Source organism: Streptomyces sp. NPDC052114, from assembly GCF_040680155.1.
In the GTDB taxonomy this organism is placed as follows: Bacteria; Actinomycetota; Actinomycetes; order Streptomycetales; family Streptomycetaceae; genus Streptomyces.
In genome coordinates this window covers 1-26,630 of the sequence record NZ_JBFAWC010000021.1, presented here as the reverse complement: position 1 = coordinate 26,630, position 26,630 = coordinate 1, and the positions used below count along the sequence as shown (strand labels likewise).

Below are 26,630 nucleotides of genomic sequence, written 5' to 3'. Positions count from 1 at the left end.
CGGCATGACTCCGTCGGGCGAAGGACCCGGCCCGACGGCCGGAGCCCTGGGGCTGAGTGGTCGCAATAAGCGCGCAGTCCAGCAGCAGTTGGCCCTGCATTTCAGCGGGGCTGCGCGATGCGTACAGCCTTCCATGCCTGTCCCGCTGGCCACCCACCAACCAAGGCCTCTATGTCCACTTTGCCGGTTCACGGCCTAGTCAACGTTCCCCTGCCGGCTACACAGTTCGCTGCCGGCATCGTGGCGCTCCGAGACTTGCCGCTGACTCGCCATGCAGTGTTGCGCACGGTCAAGTTGTAATCAGGCTGGGCAGCCTGCGGGACGACCGCCGCCAGCAGAGGCCAGCGCGGCCCAGTATTTGTTCCCGCTCGCTTGCAGTCCAGGCTCGATTGGGGGACGCTGCGCAGCGACGACACCGCTCGCCTCAGCGGCCGGTGTCCCCCTGAAGGCGACTGGTCGCAACCTCGAACCTCAGGAAGGGCAGGCGCGTTGGCCCGCGCCTGCCGAGCGCCCGGCCGACACCCCCGGTGCTGGCCTTCGGTGTGTCCTGCCTACCTATGACAGCCTGGGCCGTCGGCAGCGCGAGCCACCCCATAACCTCGCTGGGTTCCTGACGTCGGCCAGTTGGGTCTCCACGGCCAGTTTTGGGTTCGTGGAATGAGGAGGCTGCGCTCGGTGCCCGCGATCCAGATCGCCCACCGTCAGACAACGGGCCTGGAAGGCGGCGGGATGCCATGGTCGCGGGCCATGGCGGGAGCCGGACTGTCACCGAACAGCCTCGGCCATCACAATGCCTCGTCGGCCAATTGGCTTATAGGTAAGGGTGTTTGACCTGCGAGTAAGCCCCTCGCCGGTGGCGAGGAACGTTGTACGACGGCGTCTCCGGCGGCAGGGCTGATAACCCTGGCCGCCCAGCGGCTGACGCCTGGGCGTGGTCGATGGCGCTGACTATGTCGTGAAGCGGAACGGCGCAGCGTTTTCAGTCCAGTTCGTCGAAGAGTGTGTCCTGCACGGGGCCGGCGGAGCGCGGCCGGGGGAGCGGGCTGCCGCCGGGGGCCGGGGGTGGCAGGGGAGCGCCTGCTGCGCCGTCGGTGAGCGCACATCGGCAGGCCGCTCGTAGCGTCGGCAGATCGTGCCGCGCCCCCAGCAGGGCGAGGAAATCCTCCACGCTCCAGTCGATGAGTGCGCCCTGACGGGAGAGGTAGAGCCCGAGGGAGGTGATGGCGTGGGTGTCGCTGTGGTCGAGCAGTAGGTACCCGGCGAGCTGGTAGATCTCTGCGCGGTTGATGCGTTCGGGACGGATGGTCGCCTTGCAGTCGATCAGTGCGCCGTCGAGGATGAAGTCCGCGTCCGTGCCGCCGACGTAGGCACAGCCGGCGAAGGTGGGGCCGCAGATCCGCAGCCCGTCGGGCAGGAGCCGCAGGTTGTCGAAAGGGCCGGGATGAGCGGCGAGTTCCATCTGCTGCTGGATGTCGTCGACGACGTAGTCCGCCACCGCGCCGACGAGGTCGTCCAGGGTGGCGGTGGGGGTGCATAAGCCCAGACGGTTGCCGCGCATCCAGCCTCCGTGCCGGAAGATGGCCTCGAAGCCGGAGGCGATGTGGCACAGCCGGATGAGCCGGTCCTCGGCCGGCGGCTCAAGGGCCAGCGGCTGCCCGGCGTCGCTCTCATACCGGCTGAGTTCTCCCAGCAGGGCACTGCCCGCCTCCTGTACGGTGCGGATCACCTCGCGGCTGGGCCATCCGGCGTCGTCGACTACGGCACGCACGACCCCCTCCCTGATCGGAGAGCCGGTGGGGGCGCCGAGCGTGATACGCAGCCGGTGGTCGATGGTGTGTCCGAGCATCCGGTACTCGACCTGCTGGCCGACTGGTGCCGACGGCCGTTCCGGGGCGGGGAACGGGGCCAGTCGCCTGCGGCAGTCGGCCAGTACCGCCCTGGAATGGGGGAGTTGCTCCGCGAGGAAGCGGGAGATGGTCGAGCTGGGTTCCTTGAGGTGGGACGTAAGGCTCATGCGCGCATCGTGGCGGAAGGCTCTGACAACGCCTCGCGTGCGGACCCCTGCGGACCGCAGGGATGAGGCTCATCCGGCCCCACCGCCGCGGCTCGTGCTCTTGCCCCCAAGTGCGGACCTGCTGGGACAGTTGATCGCGTCGCCGTCAGCGCGGCAGGACGGCGAGAATTAGTCAACCCTGGCCGCTGGCAGTCGAGTTGGCGCTGTCGAAAGCAGCGAAATCGGGCCCTGTTGTCAGACCCCGCCACTAGGCTGCCCGCCGCTCAGCGGCGGCAGCCGCAAGATCGACCCGCACGCGCGTTCGGCGAAGAAGCGCGGGACCCGGTGGCTCGGCGTACGCGCCCATCGGTCGAGGGCGAGGAGAACCGCTCTCTGCCTGCGCATCCTCGCGGGGCGCCGGGGGAGACCGCCCGCCGCGTGGCGGGGCCCTCCCCCCTGCTCCGCGGCACCCCCTGGACGACTGGGCCGAAAAACTCAAAGAAGCCTGGACCAACCTCGCCACCCAGGCCCACTTCCACACCGGCCCCCAGCAATCCCGCGCCGCCCACCTCGCCTCCCGCGCCGTACGCGCCATCCTCCTGTACGGCATCGGCTCCTTCGCCCAACGCCCCCGCATGGTCACCGGCACCACCCCCCCCCCGCCACCTTGAGCGCGACGTCCCCCCGGACGCCGAAATCATCGGCTTCGACGACGACCTGATCACCTGGCAGAAACCCACCGGGTTCTCCCGCGACCCCAACGCCCACCCCGAATGGTCCGCCGCCATCTGGTCCGGCGCCCGCGCCGCCCTGCTCACCCAGCGCCACCGCGACCAGAACACCCACGCCGGAGCCCTGCACGCCCCGCCCGGCAGCGTCATCGCCTTCCGCACCGACGCCCTCTACCTCACCCAGCCCCAGAACTGGCCCCACCGGCACCAGCCCGGCGACTACCTCCTCAAAGGCCACCTCGCCGGCCCCCTCACCGCCCCCGCCAGCGAAGAAGACCTCCTGACCCTGCGCGACGCCGGACGCACCGCCCTCGCCCAGACCAGCACGGGGGCCTGATGCCACCCCGCAACCGCCGCCGCACCACCGCACCCCGCCAGCAGCTGAACGAAGCCGCTCAACTCGCCGACCAACTCCAGGCTGCCGGCTACACCAAACGCGACATCGCCCGCATCATCAACCGCGACCCCTCCCTGGTCTCCCAGTTCTACACAAAACACAAAGGCGCCGCCTTCGTTCCCGCCCTCACCCACGTCCTGACCGCCGTCCACACCGCCGGCATCACCGACACCACCGAACTTGCCGCCCTCGCCGCCCCCCACATCACCCGCCGCACCACCAACTCCGGCACCCGCGCCCGCGTACGCACCAAAGCCGTCCTCATCACCCCCACCGGCACTGGCACCGGACGCGTCGCCGCCCAGGCCATCGCCTCCGGCTCCGCCCGCCTGCGCCCCCTCATCGCCGAAGCCGCCCGCCAGAACCTCCGCCTGGCCTTCACCGTCCGCCTCGCCAAGACCGGCTACCTCCACGCCTCCGGCAGCCGCACCGACTCACCCGGCATCCGCCGCGACGTCATTCAGCGCGCCGACCACACCGAGGAACGCTCCTACGGCTCCGCCACCACCGGCGGCTTCGCCGCCACCGACTTCGCCCGCCGCGTGGACACGGCAGGCGGCGACGTCACCGCCGCGGTCCATCAGTGGCTCGTGGAGACCGGGCGTATCCACCCGGACGCCCACATCACCCACCTCGAAGTCCGCACATGGCGCCCGCGCTGACCACGCGCCAGCAGCGGCAACGACGCTGACATGCCGGGGGCTTCGCCCAGAACCCCGGCCGCACATCTATGCCCCTGGCAACCAAGCCGCCAAATGAAGGGCCCGAGTGGTGTTCGAGGCTACCGGCAGGCAGCCCAGGGCCTGATCGAGGAGGAGGGGGACAGGAAGCGGCGAGGCCATGTCTGGCGCTGGGCACCGGATCCGTGATGATCACCGCTGCCCGCTGCCCGCTGCCCGCTGCCCGCTGCCCGCTGCCCGCTGCCGTGTGTGTGGGGGACTGCCACCTGTCCAGGGTCGGGGCTTGTATGAACGGAGTGCCATTGGTTCGAGGCTGGCGATCCCTATTCAGACGTCTCGGCTGGCGGGATGTGTGGTGGTCGTGAAGGGCCCTGCGTGGTCGGGTGCCTGAGTGTCGGGTGGCTGCACGCTGGGTGACCCGGCTGGTCAACGAGGTTGAGGAGGTGGCTAGTTCTGGTTGGTGCCGACCATTCGATGAATGCCGCTCTGGCGGACTCTGTGTCCGTGAACTGTCAGTCATTTCGGATGTTCTTCGTGCCGATCCGCAGTGTGCGGGCGTCTGTTTGCCGGGCGGACGGTGTTGGCGGGTTCTGTATCGGTGGCATCCCCATACTGGCTACAGCGAGTAGCGAAGCTGTATTCGCGCCCCGAGGGCGTAAACTGGCCGGCGCTTGCCATTTCGCCCGGTTCGAGCCGTACGGACGCGCGGAATTGTGTTCCGGTTCACATTGACGTGGGGAACTGTTGGGGCGTTAACTCGCTCCGCCTGTAAACAAATGGTGACTCTGGGGTGGGGACTGTGGAGTTGGAGCGGGGGCACTGTCATGCCGGTGCGCAAAGACGATTACGCCGTGTGACCGGAGGGGCGGCGACAGCGGCGATGCTGCTGTCGCTTTTGCCGTCTGTGGCGTTTGCGGCTGCCGATCCGTCGCCCGACCCCGTCCCGCAGTCCGGGCTCAGTGAACAGTCAGCTTCCCAGCGGGCGGTGGCCTCGGGGGAGCCGGTCGAGGTGAGTGCGGAGCGCACCGAGTACACGACGACGATGGCGAACCCGGATGGAACGTTCGTCATCACGCAGGCCACGGAGCCGCAGCGGTCCCGTACGGCGGACGGCGGCTGGCGGGGCATCGATGTCACTCTCGAGAAGCGTTCCGACGGTACGGTCGGCCCGAAGGCGGCGGTGGTCGACCTGGCGTTCTCCGGCGGCGGCCGCGGGGCGGACATGCTGCGGCTGGGCCGTGACGGCCAGGGCCTCAGGCTGGGGTGGCCGACCTCGCTGCCCGCACCGTCGCTGGACGGTGCGACGGCCACCTATGCGGATGTGCCGATCAAGGGCGTGGACCTGCAGCTGACGGCGACCGCCGAGGGGTATCGCGAGGTGCTGGCGGTCAAGACCGCCGAGGCCGCGGCCAGTCCCGAACTGGAGAAGATTAAACTCTCGGCCAGGGGCGAGGGGCTGAGCCTGGTCCCTGGCGAGGGCGGCGGTCTGCGCGCCGTGGACGCGGACGGCAACGCCATCTTCCGCGGCCCGGCCGGCCAGATGTGGGACTCCGCCGGTGACACCGCCCAGCAACCACAGAAGTCCGGGCCGGCGAAGCGAGCCGTGACGCCGCAGACGGAGCGCGCCCTGGCACCGCAGGGCGAACAGGCCGGTACGCAGAGCCCGGCGCAGCCCGGTGAAGGCGATGCCAGCGCCGAACTGCCGGTGACGGTCGGCGACGGCGCGGTCTCGGTGTCGCCGGACCTGGATCTGCTGCGTGGCAAGGACACGGTGTACCCGGTGTTCATCGACCCGTCGGTGGGGCTGGGCAAGTCGGAGTGGACGAAGCTGTCCTCGGACGGCGATAAGTTCTGGAAGTTCAGTGAGCCCAAGGGCGTAGGCCGCTGCGGCATCGCGGACGGCTATGCGTGCAGTACCGGCGGCTATACCGACCGGATGTACTTCGAGTTCGGGGCGTCCAAGCTGTCCGGCAAGCAGGTGCTGGACGCGACCTTCCGCGCGTATGAGACCTGGTCGTTCAACTGCACCCCGCACTGGGTGGATCTGGAGCGCACCGACGGCATCTCGGAAGGCACTCGCTGGCCGGGCCCCCGGCAGTTGGACCAGATGGGCGACCGCTATGTCTCCGCAGGTCGCGGGGACCTGTGCAGCCCGGATCAGCCCAATGCCTGGGTGGAGTTCAACGACAACCCGGACGAGAAGGACGAGAACCTCACCTCCACGGTCCGTTCGCTGGCGGACGGCAAGATCTCGCGGCTGACGCTGATGCTGCGGGCCAAGGACGAGGGGGAGCCGCGGGCGTGGAAGCGGTTCGACTCCAATGCCGAACTCAAGGTCTGGTACGTGCACAAGCCCGGAGTGCCCACCTCGGTCGGCGCCATCCCGGGCTCCGGCGACAAGGCGTACTGCTCCCCCTCCTCCGCGCCGCTGACGGTGACCACCGCGACGCCGACCGTGCAGGCCCGGGTGCAGACCAAGGTCGAGCAGCACCAGAGCGAGGAAGAGGGCTACCTGCAGGCTGAGTTCGTCATGCAGCGCTCCAGCACCGACACCACCGCAGGCAGTTGGTCGAACGTGTGGAGCACCTACAAACCGCCCTCAGGGTGGCACTCGGACGGCACCCTGGAAAAGGCGACCACGGACAAGCGCGCGGACGGCGGGCTGTACCGTTACCGGGCCCGCACGCAGTCGCACTGGAACTACAACGGCAAGTCGGGCGACCTGTTCTCGCCGTACTCCTCCTGGTGCTACCTGCGCATCGACTCCACCGCGCCGAAGGCACCGACCATCGTGACCGGCGCCCCCTACACCGAATGCACGGCCAACGACTGCGCGCCCCACGGCGGCCCCGGCGAGCCCGGCAGCTTCACCTTCAAGCCGAACACCGCCGACAAGGACGTGAAGGCCTACCGGTGGCGGCTGCTGACCTCGGACGCCGACGCGACGAAGACGGTGAATGCAGCCGAGACGAACGCCCCGGTCACGGTGAAGAACGTCAAGCCCGGCCTGCCGGGCACCCAGACTCTGGCCGTGGAGGCCAGTGACCTTGAGCTGGACAAGGACGGCCGCAAACGCTGGGGACCGCCGGCCGAGTTCACCTTCAAGACCGGCACTGCTGCGGGAACCACCGGCCGCTGGCGCTTCGACGACGGCGCCCCGGGCTCCGCGCTGTTGACGGCCAAGGACACCGGCGAGAGCGGCTCCCGCCACGATGTGGTGCTGCGCGACGAGGCCGGGACCGGCTGGTCCACCATGGGCCGGCGCGGCGCCGGCGACTACGCGCTGCGCCTGAACGATAACCTCAGCGACCCCGCCCAGCAGGTCGGCTACGCCTCCACGGACGCCGTGTCGGTCAACTCCCAGGACTCCTTCACCATCTCCGCCTGGGCCTACCTCACCGACGCTTCCGCCAACCGCACGGTGCTGGCCGCCCCGGGCGAGCATGGCTCGGCGTTCACCCTCTACTACTCGGCCACGCACAAGAGGTGGGTGTTCAACCGCACCGACCAGGACAAGAACGGACCGGTCTACATTCGTTCCCTGGCCGATGCGCCGAGCCCCCCGCTGAAGGTGTGGACCCACCTGACCGGCGTGTTCGACACCCAGGGCGACGTGGACAAGACCAACGACACCATCCAGCTCTACGTCAATGGACGCCCCCAGGGCTCCCCGGTGGTCCTGGCGGACGCGGCGGCCACCTACACGCCCTGGACGGCGGACCGGAACCTGATGGTCGGCCGCTCCAAGGTCGGCGGCAGCTACGGCGAGTACTTCCACGGCCGCATCGACGAGATCGCGACCTGGCAGCGGCCGCTGACGCCCGAGGAAATCCGCAAGGAGGACCGGGTGGAGAAGGACGAGGTGCCGGCCAACGAACTGGTCGCCCACTGGGATGCCACCATCTCCTCCGGCAGCCAGGTCACCGAGAGCCCGGAAGACTCCGACGACCCCGCCAGCACCTCCTTCCCCTACCGGCGCGGCGCGCTGGCCCTGTCCGGATCGGGTGCCGGACTGACCGGCGAGGACGCCACAGCACTGGTCCTGAACGGAACCTCCGGCTACGCCGCCGGCGTCGGCCCGGTGGTCGACGAGACCGGCTCGTTCACCGTCTCCGCACGGGTACGGCTGAACAAGGCGCTGCTGGCCGCCAAACCGGTCGGCTACCGCGGCCTGGTCGCCGCGCAGTCCACCCCGGTCGGCAAGGAATCGTCCTGGGCGCTGTGGGTGGAGAAGCTGTCCGCCGACGCCTACCAGTGGAGGTTCGGCCGTTCCGCCGTGGACGCCAGCGGCAAGGTGATCGACACCGCACTCGCCCCGGCCCAGGAGCCGATCGGCGACAAGGAGTGGGACACCTGGGTGGACGTGACCGGTGTCTTCGACGCCGGCCTGGACTTCACCGATGACCAGGGCAAACAGCAGTTCGGCCTCGCCCAGCTCTACGTCGGCCCGTTCGCCCAGCAAGGCGAGGAAGACCCTGGGCTTGGCACACCGCAACAGGGAAGCGGCGCCCTCACGGCGGGCCGTGGATCAGCGAAGGGCACGACCGGGCACTACCTGCCGGGTGACCTGGCGAAGCTGCGCGTGTGGACCGGGGCCATGTCCCAGGGCCAGGTGAGCAGCCAGATCGCGGACCTCGCGTCCTGAGCAGCGGCTGACTTCCTTCCGCTGTTCTGCCCCCCTCCTTCTTGCTGACTTTCCTTCGACGGCGTGCGGTCACCCGGAATCCGGTGGCCGCACGCAAGGAGCTGCGTGATGAACCTGCCTGCCTTCGGCCGTGCCCGGACGGGCGGCACCAAGAGACCCTCGCCCGCCCGGGCCCGCACCCGGAACCGGTCCTTAAGACCACGGATCGCGGTGCTGACAGGATTCGCCCTGCTGCCGGGCCTGTTGAGCCCGGTCGCGTTCGCCGCGGACACCGACCCCCTGGGCCGGCCCAAGCTGGACGCGCCGCGCGCCTCCGAGGTCTCCCCGTTCACCGCGAAGGTGAACAAGCAGAACGCGGCAGCAGTAGCGAAAGCGGCCGCGGCCGACACGACCGCGGCCCGTCGTGCCCGCACCGACCAACGCCGCACCGTCACCTGGCCCTCGAGCGGGAAGGCAACGCTGACCCTGTCTTCGTCGGGGAGGGCAAGCGCTACCCCAGGCGCCCTGCCGCTCACCCTCACAGCGCCCCGCCAGGCCAAGGGCAAGAAGCAGCCCGCAGCCACCGGCAAGGTCCACGTCCAGGTCCTGGACCGGCGCAAGACCCAGCAACTCGGCGTCAAAGGCGTGGTGCTCGCCGTCACCGGCCCCGAAGGGGGAGGCCAGGCCCGACTGGGCCTGAACTACAAGGCGTTCGCCTCCGCCTACGGCGGCGACTGGGCCGGCCGCCTGCAGCTGCTGCAACTGCCCGACTGCGCACTGAAGACCCCGGCCAAGGCCGACTGCCGCACCCGCACCCCCGTCGAGTCCACCAACCTCCGCAAGGACGAGGAACTCACCGCCCCGCTCACCTTCCCGGCCACCTCCAAGGCCCGCACGGCCGGAGGGCGGACGATGGTGTTCGCCCTGGCGGCAGGCACCAAGTCCGGCTCCGGCGACTACAAGGCCACCCCGCTGGCAGCCTCCTCCACCTGGGAGGCCGGCGGCTCCTCGGGATCCTTCACCTGGTCCTACCCGCTGCGCACCCCGCCCGCCGCGGCCGGCCCCGAGCCGGACCTGTCGATCTCCTACGACTCCGGCAGCGTGGACGGCCGAACCGCCTCCACCAACAACCAGGGCACCGCGATCGGTGAGGGCTTCGACCTCACCTCCTCCTACATCGAGCGCAAGTACGGCTCCTGTGACGACGACGGCCAGGACAAGAAGTACGACCTGTGCTGGAAGTACGACAACGCCTCCCTCGTCCTGGACGGCAAGGCCACCGAACTGGTCAAGGACGACCCCACCGGCAAGTGGCGGCTGAAGAACGACGACGCCTCCACCGTCACCCACCGCACCGGCGCCGACAACGGCGACGACAACGGCGAGTACTGGACCGTGGTCACCGGCGAGGGCACCACCTACACCTTCGGCCTGAACAAGCTGGAGGGCGCGGGCTCCGAACGCACCGACTCGGTGTGGACGGTCCCGGTCTTCGGCGACGACAAGGACGAACCCGGCTACGAGGACGGCTCCTCCTTCGCGAGCCGGGACAAGAAGCAGGCCTGGCGCTGGAACCTCGACCTGGTCGAGGACGCCCACGCCAACGCGATGACCTACTGGTACGTGGCCGAGCACAACAATTACGACAAGCTCGGCGACGACACCACCGGCACCGACTACACCCGTGGCGGCCGCCTCAAGGAGATCCGCTACGGCCAGCGTGCCGACGCCCTCTTCTCCGCCAAGCCCGCCGCCTCCAACAAGGTCACCTTCACCTATGCCGAGCGCTGTGTGGCGGCTGGTACCGGCTGCGACGTGCTGACCGAGGACACCCGCGACAACTGGCCCGACGTGCCCTTCGATACCGTTTGCAAAGACGGCGACAAGTGCACCGGCAACGTCGGTCCCGCGTTCTTCACCCGCAAGCGCATGACCGGCATCACCACCCATGCCTGGGAGGCGGCCGCCGCCACCCCCGACTTCACCGCCGTGGACACGTGGGAGCTCAAGCAGCGTTACCTCGATCCCGGTGACACGGGGGACTCCACCGACCAGGCGCTGTGGCTGGAGGAGATCAAGCACACCGGCAAGCGCGGCACCGACCTGGCCCTGGACCCGGTGACGTTCAGCCACGTCTTCCTGCCCAACCGGGTCGACGGGGCATCGGACGACATCATCTCGCTCGACAAGCCCCGCCTGCGCTCCGTCACCTCCGAGACTGGAGCACAAACACTCGTCTCCTACGCGGAGGCGGACTGCGTGGCCGGGCAGACCATGCCCAAGCCGGACGAGAACACCCGACGCTGCTACCCGGTGTACTGGTCGCCCAACGGCGAGAAGACCCCCATCCTGGACTGGTTCCAGAAGTACCCGGTGACCGCCGTATCCACCACCGACCCGCGCGGCGGCTCCGAGGCGGTCCAGCACACCTACCAGTACTCCGGCGGCGGGGCCTGGCACTACAACGACGACCCGATGACTCCCGCCAAGGAGCGCACCTGGTCGATCTGGCGCGGCTACGGCAAGGTCACCCACCTCACCGGCGACAAGGACAGCGACCAGCTCAAAGAGGTCAACGTCTACCTGCGCGGCATGCACGGCGACCGCGTCCTTGCCGCGGACGGCAAGACCCTGGACCCGGACAAACGCAAGACCGTCAAGGTGACCGGCATCAAGGCCGCCGAGATCACCGACTCCGACCCGTACGCCGGCTTCACCCGCGAGAGCGTCACCTACAACGGCGACGCCGAAGTCTCCGGCACCATCAACGACCCCTGGTCGCAGCGGACCGCCACCCAGCACAAGTCGTACGCGGACATCGAGGCCAACTACGTCCGCACCGCCGCCAGCCACGCCCGCACCAACATCACCAGCACCGCAACACCCCGCGACCGCATCCGCACCACCAAGACCACCTACGACGACTACGGCATGGCCGAAACCGTCGAGGACACCGGCGACAACGCGATCCCGGGCGATGAGACCTGCACCCGCACCTGGTACGCACGCAACGCCGACAAGGGCATCAGCTCCCTGGTCTCGCGCACCCGCACCGTCGCCAAGACATGCGCGATCACGGACACAGCCCTCGACCTGCCGGCCAACTCCGACCAGCCCGGCGACGTGATCACCGACACCGCCACGGTCTACGACAACCCCGCCGCCACCGCCTGGTCAGCCTCCCAAAAGCCCACCCAGGGCGAGCCCGCCTGGACCGGACGCGCCAAGGCCTACACCGCGGACAACACACCGTCCTGGCAGAAGACGGCCACCACCAGCTACGACACCCTGGGCCGCCCCCTAGTGGTCAAGGACACCAACGACCTGACCACCGCCACCACCACCTACACACCCACGGCGGCCGGCCCGCTCACCTCCAGCAGCGTGAGCAACGCCAAGAAACACACGACCACCACCCACGTCGACTTCGCCACCGGCTCACCGGTGAAGACCATCGACCCCAACGACAAGGTCACCGAGACCACGTACGACAGCCTGGGCCGCGTCACCAAGGTCTGGCTGCCCAACCGCTCCACCGCGCTGAACAAGACCCCCAACTACGTCTACGACTACAAGGTCACCAGCAAAGACCTCTCCTGGGTGTCCACCGGCACCCTCAAGGGCGACGGATCCGGCTACAACACCACCTACGAGTTCTACGACTCCCTGCTGCGCACCCGCCAGACCCAGACCCCGACCCCGATCGGCGGCCGCCTCGTCTCACTCACGCTCTACGACGACCGCGGCCTCGCCACCAGTGCGCAGGGCGACATCTGGGACAACACCTCCCCGCCGTCCACCGACGTGGTGCAGACCGAAGGCAGCCAGGCCCCCGTCCAGACCGACACCACCTACGACGGAGCCGGCCGCGCCACCAAGGCGGTGACCAAGAACTACGGCGTCACCCGCTGGACCACCCACACCAGCTACACCGGCGACACGGTCGCCACCAGCGCCCCCACGGGCGGCCAGGCCACCGCCGAAGTCACCAACGCCCTGGGTCAGTTGACGCAGCGCCGAGAGTACGGTGGCCCGCAGCCCACCGGCACCGACTTCACCACCACCAACTACACCTACACGCCCGCCGGCCAGCAGGAGACGCTCACTGGCCCCGACGACGCCAAGTGGACCTACAGCTACGACCTGTTCGGCCGCCGGGTCGCCGCCAAGGACCCGGACAAGGGCACCACCAGCACCACCTACGACACCCTCGACCGGCCCATCACCACCACCGACGAGGAGAAGCGAAAGCTCCTCACCGAGTACGACGACCTCAACCGCAGAACCGGCTTGTGGCAGACGGACAAGACCAACGCCAACAAGCTCGCCGCCTGGACTTTCGACACCCTCGAAGAGGGCCAGCAGGACACGGCCGTGCGCTATGAAGGCGGCACAACCGGCAAGGCCTACACACAGCAGGTCACCCAGTACGACAGCCTCTACCAGGTCATGGGCAGCCAGCTGACCCTGCCTGACGACGATGCGCTGGTGAAGGCGGGCGTGCCCAAGACACTCTCCTTCACCACCGGCTACCGCCTGGACGGCACCATCAGCCAGGCCTCCGAGCCCGCGGTGGCGGGCCTGGCCGCCGAGACGGTCGGCTACACGTACAACGCCACCGGCCAGCAACTCAAGTCGACAGGCACCAGCGGCTACCTCCTGGGCGCCGTCTACTCTCCGCAAGGCGACCTGCGCCAGCACACCCTCGGACTGAGCAGCACCACCTCGGCGAAGAAGGCCTACCTCAACTACGACTACGAGCCCGGCACCCGCCGCCTGACCCGCTCCTACGTCACCGACGACGTCCACGGCTACATGCCGCAGGAACTGAAGTTCACCCAGGACGACGCCGGCAACGTCACCTCCATCTTCGACGCCACCACCCAGGGCGGCACCACCAAGCCCGACTACCAGTGCTTCGCCTACGACGGCCACCGCCGCCTGACCGAAGCCTGGACCCCCAAGACCGCCGACTGCGCGACCACCGGCCGCACCACGCCCAACATCGACGGCGCCGCCCCGTACTGGACCAGCTACACCTACAACCAGGCCGGCCAGCGCAAGACCGAGACCCAGCACGCCAGCTCCGGCGACAAGACCACCGCCTACACCTACCGCACCGACCAGAACCAGCCCCACCCCCTGGTCAAGACCGAAACAGCAGGCAAGACCCAGACCTACAGCTACGACAAGACCGGCAACACCACCTCCCGCCCCGACGGCACCGCCCAGCAGACCCTCGCCTGGAACACCGAGGGCAAACTCGCCCGCACCACCGAAGGCCCGGCCCAGACGGACTACCTGTACGACGCGAGCGGCGAACTCCTCATCCGCCGCGCCAAGGGCGACGGCGACACCGTCCTCTACCTCGGCGCCACCGAAGTCCGCCTCACCACCAAGGGCACCACCAAGACCCTCTCCGGCAGCCGCTACTACACGGCCAACGGCCAGACCATCGCGGTCCGCACGGCGACAGCCGGCGCTGCGGCCACGAAGCTCAACTTCCTGGCAGCCGACCATCACGGCACCGCGAGCCTCGCCCTTGACGCCACGACCTATGCCGTCACCAAGCGCTACACCAGCGCCTTCGGTGCCCCCCGCGGCGAGAAGAGCACCAACTGGCCTGACGACAAGTCCTTCCTCGGTAAACCCGCGGACACCGCCACCGGCCTGACCCACATCGGCGCCCGCGAATACGACCCGGGAATCGGCCAGTTCATCAGCGTCGACGCACTCCTACAAGCTGAAATTTCCCAATCCCTCAACGGCTACAGCTACGGCGCCCAGAACCCGCTCAGCAACGATGACCCCAGCGGCCTTGGCCTGGCCTGTGGTGGGAGCAACCCGGCATGTCCCAAGCACGGCAACGACGGCCATGAAGCCAATGGCGGTAATGGGTACGTAGGGGGCGGAGGCGGCGGCGGAGGCGGCGGTAGCGGTGGCCGTAGCGGAACTGCATATGTCACAAGTTCGGGTCAGACGATGCGTGACAGCCGGGGCGGGACCCTGGCTTGTGCAGTAGGCCGGTGTATCGCAATCAACATCGGCCCGAGCGATGTCGAGCAGCGAACCGGAGGCCTTCTCGGCGCCATCTTCAAGGATGTAGTCCTGCCTGACCTCAACGCCTGGAAGAGGTGCGTCAGCAATCCCGGATTGAGCGCGGACTGCGGAAACTCGCTACTGGACCTGCCCACTCCCGCCAAGGCGCTCAAGCTCCTCAAGCTGAAGAGGCTTAAAGAGGCCGAGGAAGCAGGGAAAGACGCACAGAAGTTGAAAAAGGGTGCTCCATCCGGATGTAAGTGCTTCCTGGCGGGAACCGGCGTCCTCATGGGTGACGGCAGCACTAAGGACATCGAGGACGTAGAACTCGGCGACAAAGTAATGGCCGCAGACCCGGAAACGGGAGAGTCCGGCCCACGCGAAGTAACCCGCCTGATCGTCACGAGAAGCGACAAGAAGTTCAACACGCTCTCAATCGCCACAGACAGTGGCACTGAGAAACTCACGGCGACGCACGAACACCCCTTCTGGTCCCCATCTGAGCAGCGATGGGTCGAGGCCGGCGACTTGAAGCAGGGGATGAAGCTCCTGACCGACGATGGAGAAACCGTATCCGTCACAGGGAACAGGGCTTTCAGCAAGGCGGCTCGGACGTACAACCTTACGGTCAGGGACCTGCACACGTACTATGTGCTGGCGGGGCAGACCCCCGTTCTCGTTCACAACAGCAACTGTGATCTTGCTGCGCATGAGGCTGCGGGGGGTCACGCGATCAGTCGGCACGTCGGAAAAACCGATGCTGAACTGGCCGCACGCAACATCCGATACTCCTCGACGTTTACTGACCTCGCTGCGGCCAATAGGGCGACCGGTGATAATCTCGCCGCCAATCAGGCAGGCATCAACCAGTGGCTCGCAGGGAGAGGGAATCGACTCGTGATTAATGGTCCGATGGATGCTTCCGGGGGAAGGGTGTATGAGCGTGCTACGCAAAGCACCCTCAGCCCAACAGGTGTGACCACAGTGCTCCAGCGTAATCCCTCAATGCCTAACGGCTACCACATCGTGACCTCGTACCCGATGCCGTAATGAAGGCGGACTCGATGCGTTACCTTGCGCAGGCGTATTTCCATCAGGATTACGACCTTGAAGCGGAAGAGCCGATTCAAATTTTGACGGAGTTTCGGCAGGTCGAACCCCCTGAGGTAGTCGAAGAATTGCGAGCCTCCCTGGAGCAGATCCTAGCTTCGGGTATGGGGGAGGGCGGCTTGGCTGAGGTTTGGCTTGAGACGGCCGGCGCCTCGTACGATCCGCGTCAGGATGGGATTGCTATGTCCCTCTGGTTTCACCAGGTGATCGATGCGCTGACGTAGGTCTCCCGGACGTGAGAGTGCAAGTGCAAATCCGAAGCCCCGCCAGAGCATCTCTGGCGGGGCTTCTGGGGTGCTTGACGGCAGTAGTTGACGGCAACGTCAGCGGACGGCAGCTATGGCGGGTGTGCCGTCAGGGTCGTCGTCGGCTGGGCCGAGGGCGTCGTTTAGGGTGTCGATTGGTGGACCTCGGCTACGTTGACGGCAAGGCTCTCGCCAAGGCACGGAGGAACGCCGACTCCGCGCCGGTCGTCCCCGACCTGCTGTGCGATGTACTCGCCTTGGAGGTCGGACTGCGAAGCCTCATGTGAACAGCCCCGACACGGAAGCCGAGCACGTGGAAGCCACCAACCTGCTGTATCGCGATCCGGCACTCTACGACGTGGTCCAGTCCGACAGCACGAGCGCCGGAATGTGCCAGATCCTGATCGATCTGCACCGGCCGGACGCCCGGACCCTGGTCGACTTCGTGTGACGGAGCAGTGATCTTTAGGGGGGGACTGCTTTGGTCTGGTGTTTCGTCTTTGGAAGTGGGACTCGGGACGGCTGAAGGGGTTGCGTTCGGGCGTGGTGGGCGTGGCTGGCGGCGTGTTCGGTTTGGTTGTTCGAGGGCTTGGCCTGCGGTCCGGTAGTTGTGTGGGATTGATCTTGGCTTTCTCGTAGGTGTGGTGGCACGTCTATAGGAGGCTGCGCTCTCTGGGGGTTTGGGGTTCTGGATGGTGCTGGTCAGTGGCGTGTGTGGGTGAGGAAGACGCGGAGTGGGTCGTTCGCGTTGCTTGCCAGGCGGGGCAGTCCGAGGCGGTGGGCGATGAGGGTGAGGGCCTTGCCGGTGTCGCGGTGTGGCCGGTTCGGGAGGGCGGCGAGTGCGCGGGCGAGGGTGACGGTTTCCGGGTAGATCACCAGGTCGCGGGTCACCAGGGCGGGGGAGGCGCTGCCCGTGGTGGTCAGGCGGGGGTTGGCCGCGCAGAGCCGGGTCAGGCGGGTGTGCCAGCGGTGGGTGAGGTGTTGCTGGTGGTCGTACCAGCGGGTGGTGATAGCGCGCGCGGTGGTCCAGGCGGTGGCGGCGCGGGGGTGTCGTAGCAGGCGCTGGTGTGCGTGGTGCGCGGCGACAAGCTCCGGCACGGCCCAGGTGCGGACGGTGGAAGTGAGCCGCGGGTCGGGGGCTGCTTGCTGGTCGCGTGGGCACACCAGCCGTTGTGGCGCCGGGTGGGCCCAGGCGGTGTCGGTGGCGTCGTGGCTGCGGTGGCGGGTGCACAGGGTGCAGGCGCGGACGGGCTGCTGCTCGGTCTCGAGCAGCTTCCAGCGCGCGGTTGCCCCGGTGTCGTGGGCGCCGAGCAGGGCGAGGCGGGGCAGGGCGCGCGTCAGGTGGGGGAGTGGGGTGCGGGCCAGGACGGCGAGGTGCCGGGCCGCGTTGTGATTGAGGTGGAGTTCGGCTGCGGGCAGGGTGCCGTGGCCGTGGAGGGTGATGTCGGCGCCGGCGAGGAGCTGGGGCAGCGTCAGCTGGTAGGCCATAGCCAGCCGCTGTACGTAGGAGGCGGTCGCTTCGCCGGGCAGTGGCCGTACACGGAGCACGCCCGCAGCGGCTGACGGGATCCGCAGCCATGCCCCCGCGACGACGATGCGCCGTGCGGCGTGGGCCCCTGCTGCGGCGCGGGTCGTGACGTCTGACCGGCTCACGACGTGCTGGTACTCCGGCTTCGCGGCCGAGTGTGGGGGCGGTGGTGCTGTTCGGCGAGGTGGTCGAGGCGGATCGCGTCGAGGGTGGTCTTGGTGATCCGTTCGGTGCCGTCGATCAGGGCGGTGATCGCGGCCTGGCGGATGAGGCGGGCGAGGCTGCCGATACGGCCGCCGGTGCGCTCGTGCAGGTACGGGGCCAGCCGGGGGAGGGCTCCGGGCCGATGGTGGCGCAGGTCCAGCGCGCTCTCCATGGCGGTAATGAGGTTACGGAAGGGTTCTTCGTCGCCGAGGCGGGCGGGGAAGGCGGTGCAGTCGATGAGGGAGGCGCGTCCGGCGAGCTGCGCGCCGCGTACCCCGGTGAACAGGGGTGTGGTGGTGACGTCGATGCCGGCGTAGACGAAGGTGGCGCCGATGCGTTCGGTGAGGTCTTTGATCAGGTCGGCGCTCTGGGCGCCGGTGGTGGTGCGGGGGTTGAGCCGGTGGATCTCGTCGATCATCACCAGCTGGACGCCCGCGGCGGTGTAGGTGTGGCAGACGGCGCTTGTGATCTGGGCCTGGGACATGCCGGCGGTGACGGGGATGCCGAGGTAGCGGGCGAATTCGATGGCGAGGGTTTTGGCGCTGGCGGCGGGCGGGACCAGGACGTAGGCGACGGGGACCTGCCCGGCCGCGGCTGTGGGGCCGTGGCGGCGGGTGTGGGCGAGGTGGCAGGCGCGCCCGACCTGGAGCAGGGCGGTGGTTTTCCCGGCGCCGGCAGGACCGGTGACGATGAGGGAGGGCCGGGCGGTGACGGCTTGGTGGCGGCCGAGGATCATTAGGGTGCGCACGTTCTTGGCGAGGGTGTCGATGGCGGGGGTGCGCACGGTGACGAACCGCGAGTGGTAGGCCAGGCGTTCCTCGAGGCTGCGGGGCGGCGCGCCTGGCGGGGGAGGGGATGCCACAGGTGTGGTGGCGAAGGCTTGGAAGCCGTCCCAGGTGGTCACCGACTGCCGCTGCGCCTCAAGGGCATCGCTGTCGGTGCTGGCCGCGGCGTCGGGAGAGCGGCCCGTCGGCGGGGAACTGGTGGTCGGCGCCTCGTCCGTGCCCGGTGGGGTGTTCACCATTGTTCGGCCTCTGCTTCGGCGTCCCACAGCCCGTACCCGCCTGCCTCGGCCGGCAGTCGCATGCTCGCGCCCTCCGGCTTGCTCGTGCCGGTATCGGCTGCCACCTCGATACCGGTGAGGTCGTCGAGGCTCTCGCTCCAGTCAGGGTCCGGAGCCGGTGTGGTCTCCGTGTCGAGGGGGCGCCGCTGCCCGGGCAGGTCTGGCAACTGCACGGCCGTACCGCGGGCACGACGTTTTTCGCGGCGGCCGGTTTCGTGTTCTGTCCCGGCAGAGCTGCGGGTGCGGCGCAGGAGCTGGTCGAGGGCGTCGGCGAGGTCGGCTTCGTGCTGGTCGCGGTCTCCGCGTTGTTCGACCTCGGTCTGGATGTGGCGCCAGACGCTGTCGTTGAAGGGCTGGTGGACGTGGTCGCGATGGATCCACGGGACCTCGTGGAGCTGGCCGTCGGTGAGACGGACCCAGATCTGGCGCGCGTCGTGGGGATTGTGGTGGACCTCCCACTTGCCGTCCTTGGCCTCGACGGGGGAGCGCTCGCTGCGGTGGGGGTCGAGGATGTCGTGGTTGTAGGTGCGGTAGTCGAGGCGGATGCCGCGTTCGGTGATGGGCTGCCAGCGCACTGGCAGCAGTTCGAGGTAGTCGGCCCCGCTCAGTGGCACCGGCACGTAACCGCTGATGGTGATGAGCGCGGCCCACATCTGGTTCGGGGTGAGGGCGGTTTTGGGAAGGACGGGGTGGCGCAGTCCGTCGTGGGGCCGGTTCTGCCAGCCGCAGGTGATCCATTCGTCGAGGAAGTCCTGCAACTGCGGGATCGTCCACCGCGTCTCGGCCGTCGTCTTGGAGCCGCGGAGCTGGGGGTTGGATCCGGTGTGGTCGGCGACGTGCTGGCAGAACAGGTCGTTGATCGCGCGGAAGGTCCGCTCCACCACGGCCTTGGCCTGCGGCTGCCTTGGTGGAGCGGGCTGCACGTTTACCCCGAGTGTCTCGCAGGCGGCGACGAAGCCCTGCGAGAGGTAGATCTTGCCGCGGTCGACGACGATCGTCTCGGGCACGATCACCGGCCGCGCGGCCGCGCCTTCCAGGCGCTTGTCCAGCGACAGCATCCGCTCATAGGGCACTTCGGCCCGCGACAGATGAAGCGCTGAGGGCCAGGTGGGGCGGACAGGGTGGGGAACAGCCATCTCGGCCAGGAGGAGGGCGGCGTCGACGGCTTTGGTGCTGTGCGGGCGCAGGACGGCGGCCAGGATGGAGCGGGTGGCGACGTCGACGGCGATGGTCAGCTCCGGTCGGCCCAGGCTGCCGTCCTCGAGGACGGCCATGATGTCGAGGCGGGTGGTGTCGATCTGTACCTGTTCCCCGGGCCGCAGTACCACCGGCGCCGACGAGGCGCGGGCGGGTGCGGTGGCGGTGCGCGCCGGGCGGCCTGGGCGATCGGCCGGGTCGGCCAGCACGCTCACCAGCCGGTAGAACGTCGACCGTGACGGCATCTCCACCACGCCGCGCCCGTGCGTGTCCTCCAGGATCTGCCCGACCAGTACCTGCAGTCCCTTCACCGTCCCCTTCGACCGGCCTCGCTGGCGCCGCAGCGCCTCCAGCACCGCGGCCACGACCCGCTCGTCGGCATACCCCGTCGGATGACGCCCGCGTGCCGGCACCGCACGCTTGTCGACCAGCCCCCACAAGCCCTGCTTGCGGTAGGCGTGCCGCATCCGCTCCACCGTCGTACGCGTCACCCGCGCGAAGCCGAGCGCCGCCAGTTCCTTCGCCTTGGCCGCGTCCCGCTGCGCCAGCGTCCACCGCTCGGGGTCGTACTCCGGCCGCATCGTCTGGTCGTCACGGCTGCCCGGGGCATGCGGCAGCCCGGTCTCCACTTCCCGGATATGGGGCAGCCAGGCCAGCGCCCGCTGCTGGGCCGCCACCGGAACGGTCTCGAACAGCCCCCACTGCGGCACCGCGTCCGGCGCCCGCGCGCCCACTACTTTGAAGCCCGGATCGGCGAACAACCGTCCCAGCAGCAGACGCGTTTCGGTGCCGTCCTCCTGCAGCAGGTAGACCTGCTGGCCCTGCAAGGCGGCGACCTGCCAGGTCTGTCTCCGGTAGACGACGTGCGCGCCGACCTCCACCACCGGTCGCTGGCTCTTACCGTGTGTGCTGCCCACTGGGCTCGCCCCTTCCTTGGTCGCCCCCGGCGCCCAGCCGCTTTTCGACGCCCCCGCCACTGCGTTCTGCGCCAGCGCGGACCAGCGTCTCCTCGTGCAGCGGCTCATCAAGAGGCGTCGTCAGATGCCCGCACCACAGCGCGTGATAGACAGCCGACAGTACTTGCAGAGGATCACCCACCGCGGCTGCGCCGTCGGCCAGCGGCCGGAGCCCGGCGAACGCCTCAGCCAACGCGGCCCGCAGCCCGGGCGGGCCCTGATTGCGGGGGTGGCGGTAGCCGGCCAGCCACCGCAGGTTCGCCGCCACCACCGCTGGAGGTGGCTCGAGACGCCGGTAAGCCCAGCCCACACGGGCACACGCCGCCTCCAGAACCATCCGCGCCCGCTGCGCCCCGTCTCCACCGGCGGTCGGGCTGGAGGGGCAGTCGGCGAGCATGCCGGTGCCGTCGGCGTATCGGGCGAACAGCTGCGGCACCCACGAGCGCAACCGCCCGTCGGCCGTGTCCCGCCACAGCAGCCGTACCGGACGTGCGGCCAGGCCGGTCACGTCCGGATTCCGGTCCAGGACCATCAGCTGGGTGCGCATCGCTGCCGAACCGTGTACGACGTGCCCTCCGGTGGTCGCCGACCACCACCAGCCCGGCCCCCACCGGCGACCCGGAACGACCGGAAACGCGGATACCGGTGCGAGGTCCTCGAACCGCACCGACGCCGCCTGATCCCACGGCAACTGCGTCAACCGTCCGGCGGCCGTGACCAACGCGGCCTCGATTCCCGCACCGTCGCCCCCTGCGGCAGACCGCCGCACCCGCCTGCTGTGCTCGTCCCCCTCCACACTCAACAGCCAAGTCCATGGCGGGCCGCTGAACGCCGCGATCCGGATCCGCCACCCGAACGGGTGAACGGCGGCCGCAATGCCGAGCTCCTGTACCCGTGGTCAGACCGGGAAGGTTCTCAGTTTCTGCAGGAGCCGCTGCTGGCCGGGCAACAGGGTGTGGTGTCTAGCGAGTTGCTCGCTGAACCAGGAGCGCAGCCTGGGCGGTGGTTCGAGGCCAGCGGTGAGCAGGAGGCGCAGACGGTGGTAATCGCGCTGCCAGGCGAACGACCACGGAGGGAGCCACCACGGATCCAGAGCGGCGAGGGCCTGCATGCCCGGCCATGGAGCTGGTGTGCGGCGCGCGTGGGCTCGGGCCTCTCCGCGTTTGCTGGTGAGCCACCTGCCCAGAGGGAACCCGTTGTGCTGGACGGGGTGCGGCAGCGCCAGGTGGCCGTGAACGCCGGCGTAGTCCCGGGCATGGGCCAAGCCCACGGCGAAGTCGATCCGGGCGCCGGTGGGGCGGTACCGCGCGGTCTGCCTCGCTTGTGCCGTCGGCCCGCGTCCCACCAGGAGGCAACGACCGCCTGGGCCACGGCAAAAGCGTTCTCGCACGAGCTCCGACGGCGCAGCATCGGCAGAAGGCGCTGGTGCGCACGGATCACCTCTGGTAGCCCGGCGAGGCTCACCTGGCCTTCGACCAGCGTGACTCTGTCCAGCGCCAGTGAGTCGAGGGACCAGCACTGGTGCCTGATGCAGATCCTTGAACGCAAGTCGGAGTACAGACGGGCAGGACACGGAGCGCCTGTCCGGGTCGCCGTACACAGTCGGCATCCCAGCATGACGGCAGGAACTGTGCTGCCGGAGGCGAAGCGCACGTTCGGCTGGTCACCGTTCGCCTTCGCGCCAGCGCCCTCACCCCAGGAAGGCAGTGCGCGGGACAGATGCGACTCCGGCACCTGGCAGAGGGAGGCCAGCCGGCGCTGCACCGCGGACGCCAGGAACACCTCGCCGACGAGACAGCCCTTCCCCCAGACACCACGCACGCCAGGGCCCGCCATCGCAGACAGCAAGCCCGTCACGGTGACGTTGTAGCGAGCGGCCAGCCGGTTCACGAATGACATCGTCGTTTCACCTGTCACCGGGGCCAGCCGGACGATACCGGCCACCGGCCACGGGAAAAACGGATCTGTCACCTGCCACTCCACAGCTTCACCGGCGTGCGCGACCGGCACAGGCCTCCCACTGCCTCTACGCCGCCCATTCGATGCCCAGCTTCCGTAGCGCTTCCCGCTGCTCCGGGGTGAGGTTGCCCCGCCTCGATTTGGTGTTCGAGACCCATACGCCTAGCTTGACGACCATCGGCTCCGTCTCGCCGTCGACCGCGACCTCCACGACGGCGCCGCGCGGGACGGGCCGTTGGCCTTCCCGCTCGACCCACTGTGCGAGGGCCGCGAGGCCGCGCTGGAACGCCTGCTGCGCCTTGCCCGATCCCTTCGTCGACCGCGCAGCCGCCGGTGCGGGAGACGCTGCTTCAGCGGGCTGCACGCCCAGTGCGGTCAGCCGTTCCTGCTGTTCGGCTGAGAGCTGTGTCCAGTTGCTCGCTTCTCTTTGCTGTGTGAGCCATCGTCCGATGTCGTCGCCCTCGAACAGCACACCGGGGTCGATGGCCGGCAGGATGCCGTCGGCGTCGACGAGGTCGGCGAGCACCTTGTAGTGGCGTTGCCAGTCGATCGGCCAGGGGCAGTTCCAGTCCGGGTCGATCTCCGCGAGCTGCGCGGCCCGGGTCTCTGCGCGCTGCAGGTCCTTGCCGAGGCCGCCCTTCCTGCGGAGGTTGGCCACGTGCTGCCCGATGGGCACCATCGCCTCGCCCTCGCCCCAGACGGCATCCTGCCGGGGTGCGAGGTGTCCGGTGGCCCGGTGGTAGGAGCGGAGAGCTGCGAGCTTGGCCTCCCAGGCTTCCTCGCCCGGTTCCCAGACCATCCCGGCCTCCGGCAAGTCGAGCAGTTCCTTGCGCCGCTCCTCGAGCTCCCCGGCCCGCAGCGCCTTCCTCTGCTGGTGGACCCAGCGTCCGAGGGGGAAGTCCTTGGTGACGCCGACCTCGGTCTCAGTGTCGTACGGGACGGCGTACAGGCCGGTGATCTCGTTCTCGGCCCGCCAGCGCAGCAGGGCTTGGTAGCCCTCCAGCCACACCAGCGATTCGGGCCGGTAGACCCGGGTGCGCAGGAACGCGGCGATGGTCGCCGCGTTGCGGGGAGAGGAGAAGTGGAGCAGGGCGGACTCGGCAGCGGCGTCGGTGTCGTCCTGCTCCTGGTCCTCGCCGTCGCCCTCGCCGCCGGTCCCGACGATCCGTCCGTCCTTGTCGCGCTGGACGTGCACCTTGCGCTTCCCGCTGGTGAGGGCGCGGGAGGCGAGCTGCTCGACCAGGTGCTCATCGTGGCTGCGCAGGCCCTGGAGCACGGCCACAAGGGGGCGGAACGAGGCGCTGGCGACCATGTCGGTCGGGTCCTCGCCGGGCTCCAGGAACACCGGCACGATGATCCTGGCGATCTTGGTGGAGCCGTCTTTGTTGAGGCGGAGCGCGCGGCCGATGTTCTGGACGATCTCGACCTGGGAGCCGCGGGTGTCGGCGAAGCAGACGGCTTCCACGCCGCGCTCGCCGGTGATGTCCACGCCTTCTCCGAGCACGCGAACGCTGGCGAGGAAGGCGCGGTGCACCCGGTGTCCGGCGGCGTCGATGCCGCCTGCGAACTGCCGGAGCACTTCCCGGCGTTCGGCTACGAGGTGGTCGCCGCACAGCCACGCGGACCACACCCGGTCCGGCGGAACGTGGCGGCCGGCCTCCAGCTCGTAGAACTCCGCGTCGATGGACGACTTCGGCAGCTTGTCCGCGGCGGCCAGGTCGGCGTCGGAGGCGTCGTTGACGTACAGCTCGGCAGCGGTCTCGGGCAGCTTGTCCGCGAACGCGGCGGCTTCCTCCACCTTCTGGTGGAACGTCATGACGGTCTTGAGGTTCCACTTCGCTGCGTGCTCCAGGAGCGCGGTCTGCAGGAGCGCCAGGCGCCGGCCGCGCCGCGCTTCTTCGGACTCCCCCAGCACGGGGGAGGGGTCGCGGATCTCCAGCACGTCGATCTCGAACCCGGCGAGGATCTCGCGCTCGATCGCCTCGGAGAGTCCGAGCTCGGCGAGCCACGCGCCGTACGTGCCCTCCGGGTCGTCGGCCATGGTCGCAATCTCCAGCTCCTGGCCGTCCGCGCCCTTCTGCGGCCGGGCCGCGGCGAGGATGCGCGGGGTCGCGGTCAGGTAGAGCCGGAAGTCCGCCGGGATGCGGGCGTTGTCGTGGATCGCCGCCCACGGCCGCCCAAGATCACCGGCGGTACCGTGCGCCTCATCCACGATCGCGAGGTCGAAGCCGTCCATCTGCTGCCCGTACAGCCGCTCCCCGCCCGCCAGAGCGGCCTCCAGCGGCCCGCGCACCTTCCGCCGACCTGCCGGGTCCTCGGGGACCTCGCGGTCCACGAGAGAGGCGTACGTGGCGAACACGACCACGGGCCCGTGCCCGGCCCACAGGGCGAGCTGGATCGGGTTGGTGGTGGTGCGCACCCCCAGCGAGTTGAGCACCGCGTCGTTCTCCAGCGAGCACACGGCGACCATCGGCGCCCGGTGGCCCACCGCTCGCCACGCCTGGGCGGTCTGCGCGAGCAGGTCCAGGGTCGGGACGGTGACGAGGATCCGGCCGCCCGGGAAGCAGTCCAGCGCGCACGCGGCGGCCGTGATCGTTTTGCCCGAGCCGGTCGCTGACACGATCGTGCCCCGGGCCCCCTGCGGGGGCACAGATGACCTTGCAGGGAATCCCACCCACTTCCGAAACGCCGACTTCTGGTCGACCTGGTGTTCCTTGAGCTGAATCGCTGACATTCCGTGTCTCCCCGAGCGCTGAATTCCTGTGGCCTTTTCAGAGGGCCGCGTGCGGAATGCAGGCCGCGCCCGAGTCGTTCCAGATCTGCCCACCGGCCTTATGCCAGCCGCCGGGCTTTCCGTCCTTGAAGTGCGGCACGTCGTCCGGGTCGTAGTGCCCGGCATCGAGCGTGCAGACGACGACGTCCCCATCGCTGTTCCTCGTGCGCGCGGTGCACAGGCCGCCGGCCTCACCCAGCGCCTCCAGCACCTGGCGCCGCTGCGTGGTGTGCGGATGCGTGGCAGGCAGCACGGCCTCCCGGACGTACCGCTCCAGCCGCACCAGGTCGGCCCGCTCACGTTGCCTCACCTCCGCGATGTGCACGGCCAGCTCAGCGGCACCGGCCGACCGGCCGCCGCGTCGGGACCACTCCCGGTCAGCGATGCCCATCAGGGCCTCGCTCACGGCCGTCATGCCCTCGTCCCAGCTGTCCTCGAACACAGGGCCGCGGGAGCGCGGCGCCATGCCGCCCAGCTCCACGACCTCGCACTGCGCCCCGGCGACCGCTCCGGCCTCCAGCGCGGCCACCAGGTCGTCCGCCTCGCTCGCGGGCACGCCGTGCGCCTCCAGGAGCGCGAACAGCCTGGCATTCACGCCCGCTGTCTGGTATTGCGTCCCCCGGCGCAGAGAATCGCTGCTCAGCGCGGTATCGGGTCCGGTAGATTCGTGGCTAGCGGTCATCGTTGGCCGTTCCTCCCGGAATTATGGGAGGTTCCCGGGTGGTTGGGGAGTGTCTCGTGTTTTCGCCAACGGTACATGCTGCATCAGACTGATGCACGCGCTACACCAGAACCCACACGAACGAGCGACCCCCACTCCCTCGTAGTCAGCCAGGCCCGTGTAACGGGCCTTCAGGTTCTGGAGGCGCAGCCGGAAGAACCTTCAAGGCGGGGGAGCGCAGCGGACCCGCCGATCCCGGGATGGAGCGCAGCGGAATCCCGGGGAGAAAGCGGGGCAAAGCCCCGCCCGGTCCGAGAGCGCAGCGAACGGACCCGCATCACCCTCGCGCAGCGAGGGTGATGCGGGTGGCGCAGCCACCCGCCAGCGCTCCCGCGGAGCGGGAGCGCAACCACCGCGCGCAGCGCGGTGGTTCGCTGCTCCGGGCGCAGCAGATCGGAAGAGCGTCGGGG

Annotated in this window: 13 protein-coding genes and 2 pseudogenes; 6 read left to right on the top strand and 9 right to left on the bottom strand. The window is 69.1% G+C overall.

Features of this window, described 5'->3' with window-relative positions:
• Positions 1-979: 979 nt before the first annotated feature.
• Positions 980-2,014 (bottom strand): hypothetical protein, encoded by a 1,035-nt coding sequence (locus tag AB0L89_RS34360; RefSeq protein WP_365150100.1) that lies wholly within the window; start codon positions 2,012-2,014, stop codon positions 980-982.
• A gap of 417 nt (positions 2,015-2,431) precedes the next feature.
• On the opposite strand from AB0L89_RS34360, the gene AB0L89_RS34355 reads away from it, so the two are divergent.
• The 6 genes and pseudogenes from AB0L89_RS34355 to AB0L89_RS34330 all read left to right on the top strand — a co-directional run.
• The gene (locus AB0L89_RS34355) at positions 2,432-3,061 is read left to right on the top strand and encodes a hypothetical protein (RefSeq protein ID WP_365150097.1); all 630 of its coding nucleotides are present in this window, start codon (positions 2,432-2,434) and stop codon (positions 3,059-3,061) included.
• Positions 3,061-3,783 (top strand): helix-turn-helix domain containing protein, encoded by a 723-nt coding sequence (locus AB0L89_RS34350; protein ID WP_365150094.1) that lies wholly within the window; start codon positions 3,061-3,063, stop codon positions 3,781-3,783. The genes AB0L89_RS34355 and AB0L89_RS34350 overlap by 1 nt, the downstream gene beginning before the upstream one ends.
• Before the next feature lie 898 nt (positions 3,784-4,681).
• Positions 4,682-8,446 carry a LamG-like jellyroll fold domain-containing protein gene (locus tag AB0L89_RS34345; protein ID WP_365150091.1) on the top strand — a complete coding sequence of 1,255 codons (3,765 nt, stop codon included), beginning with the start codon at positions 4,682-4,684 and terminating at the stop codon, positions 8,444-8,446.
• Positions 8,447-8,656: 210 nt separating this feature from the next.
• Positions 8,657-15,514, top strand: coding sequence for an RNase A-like domain-containing protein (locus AB0L89_RS34340; protein WP_365150088.1), 6,858 nt, complete (start codon positions 8,657-8,659; stop codon positions 15,512-15,514).
• Positions 15,514-15,798, top strand: a complete 285-nt coding sequence (locus tag AB0L89_RS34335; RefSeq protein WP_365150085.1) for a contact-dependent growth inhibition system immunity protein — start codon at positions 15,514-15,516, stop codon at positions 15,796-15,798. The genes AB0L89_RS34340 and AB0L89_RS34335 overlap by 1 nt, the downstream gene beginning before the upstream one ends.
• A gap of 334 nt (positions 15,799-16,132) precedes the next feature.
• Positions 16,133-16,261 (top strand): annotated as a pseudogene (locus AB0L89_RS34330) (SAM-dependent methyltransferase); the annotation flags it as partial.
• 260 nt (positions 16,262-16,521) lie between these two features.
• Here AB0L89_RS34330 and AB0L89_RS34325 read toward each other — a convergent pair.
• The 8 genes and pseudogenes from AB0L89_RS34325 to AB0L89_RS34290 form a co-directional block, all read right to left on the bottom strand.
• Positions 16,522-17,472, bottom strand: coding sequence for a TniQ family protein (locus AB0L89_RS34325; RefSeq protein WP_365150082.1), 951 nt, complete (start codon positions 17,470-17,472; stop codon positions 16,522-16,524).
• Positions 17,469-18,455 (bottom strand): ATP-binding protein, encoded by a 987-nt coding sequence (locus tag AB0L89_RS34320; RefSeq protein ID WP_365150390.1) that lies wholly within the window; start codon positions 18,453-18,455, stop codon positions 17,469-17,471. Before AB0L89_RS34320 ends, AB0L89_RS34325 begins: the two co-directional genes overlap by 4 nt.
• 113 nt (positions 18,456-18,568) lie before the next feature.
• Entirely contained in the window at positions 18,569-20,728 is a 2,160-nt protein-coding gene (locus AB0L89_RS34315; RefSeq protein ID WP_365150079.1) for a transposase, read from the bottom strand.
• The gene (locus tag AB0L89_RS34310) at positions 20,709-21,563 is read right to left on the bottom strand and encodes a TnsA-like heteromeric transposase endonuclease subunit (RefSeq protein WP_365150076.1); all 855 of its coding nucleotides are present in this window, start codon (positions 21,561-21,563) and stop codon (positions 20,709-20,711) included. Before AB0L89_RS34310 ends, AB0L89_RS34315 begins: the two co-directional genes overlap by 20 nt.
• 102 nt (positions 21,564-21,665) lie before the next feature.
• Entirely contained in the window at positions 21,666-22,376 is a 711-nt protein-coding gene (locus AB0L89_RS34305) for a helicase associated domain-containing protein (protein WP_365150387.1), read from the bottom strand.
• A pseudogene (locus AB0L89_RS34300) lies at positions 22,343-22,666 on the bottom strand (DNA-binding protein); the annotation flags it as partial. The gene AB0L89_RS34305 and the pseudogene AB0L89_RS34300, both read right to left, overlap by 34 nt.
• A gap of 127 nt (positions 22,667-22,793) precedes the next feature.
• Complete coding sequence (locus AB0L89_RS34295; protein ID WP_365150073.1) at positions 22,794-25,460, bottom strand: Helicase associated domain protein; 2,667 nt, start codon at positions 25,458-25,460, stop codon at positions 22,794-22,796.
• 37 nt (positions 25,461-25,497) lie between these two features.
• The gene (locus tag AB0L89_RS34290) at positions 25,498-26,094 is read right to left on the bottom strand and encodes a hypothetical protein (protein WP_365150070.1); all 597 of its coding nucleotides are present in this window, start codon (positions 26,092-26,094) and stop codon (positions 25,498-25,500) included.
• Positions 26,095-26,630 lie beyond the last annotated feature (536 nt).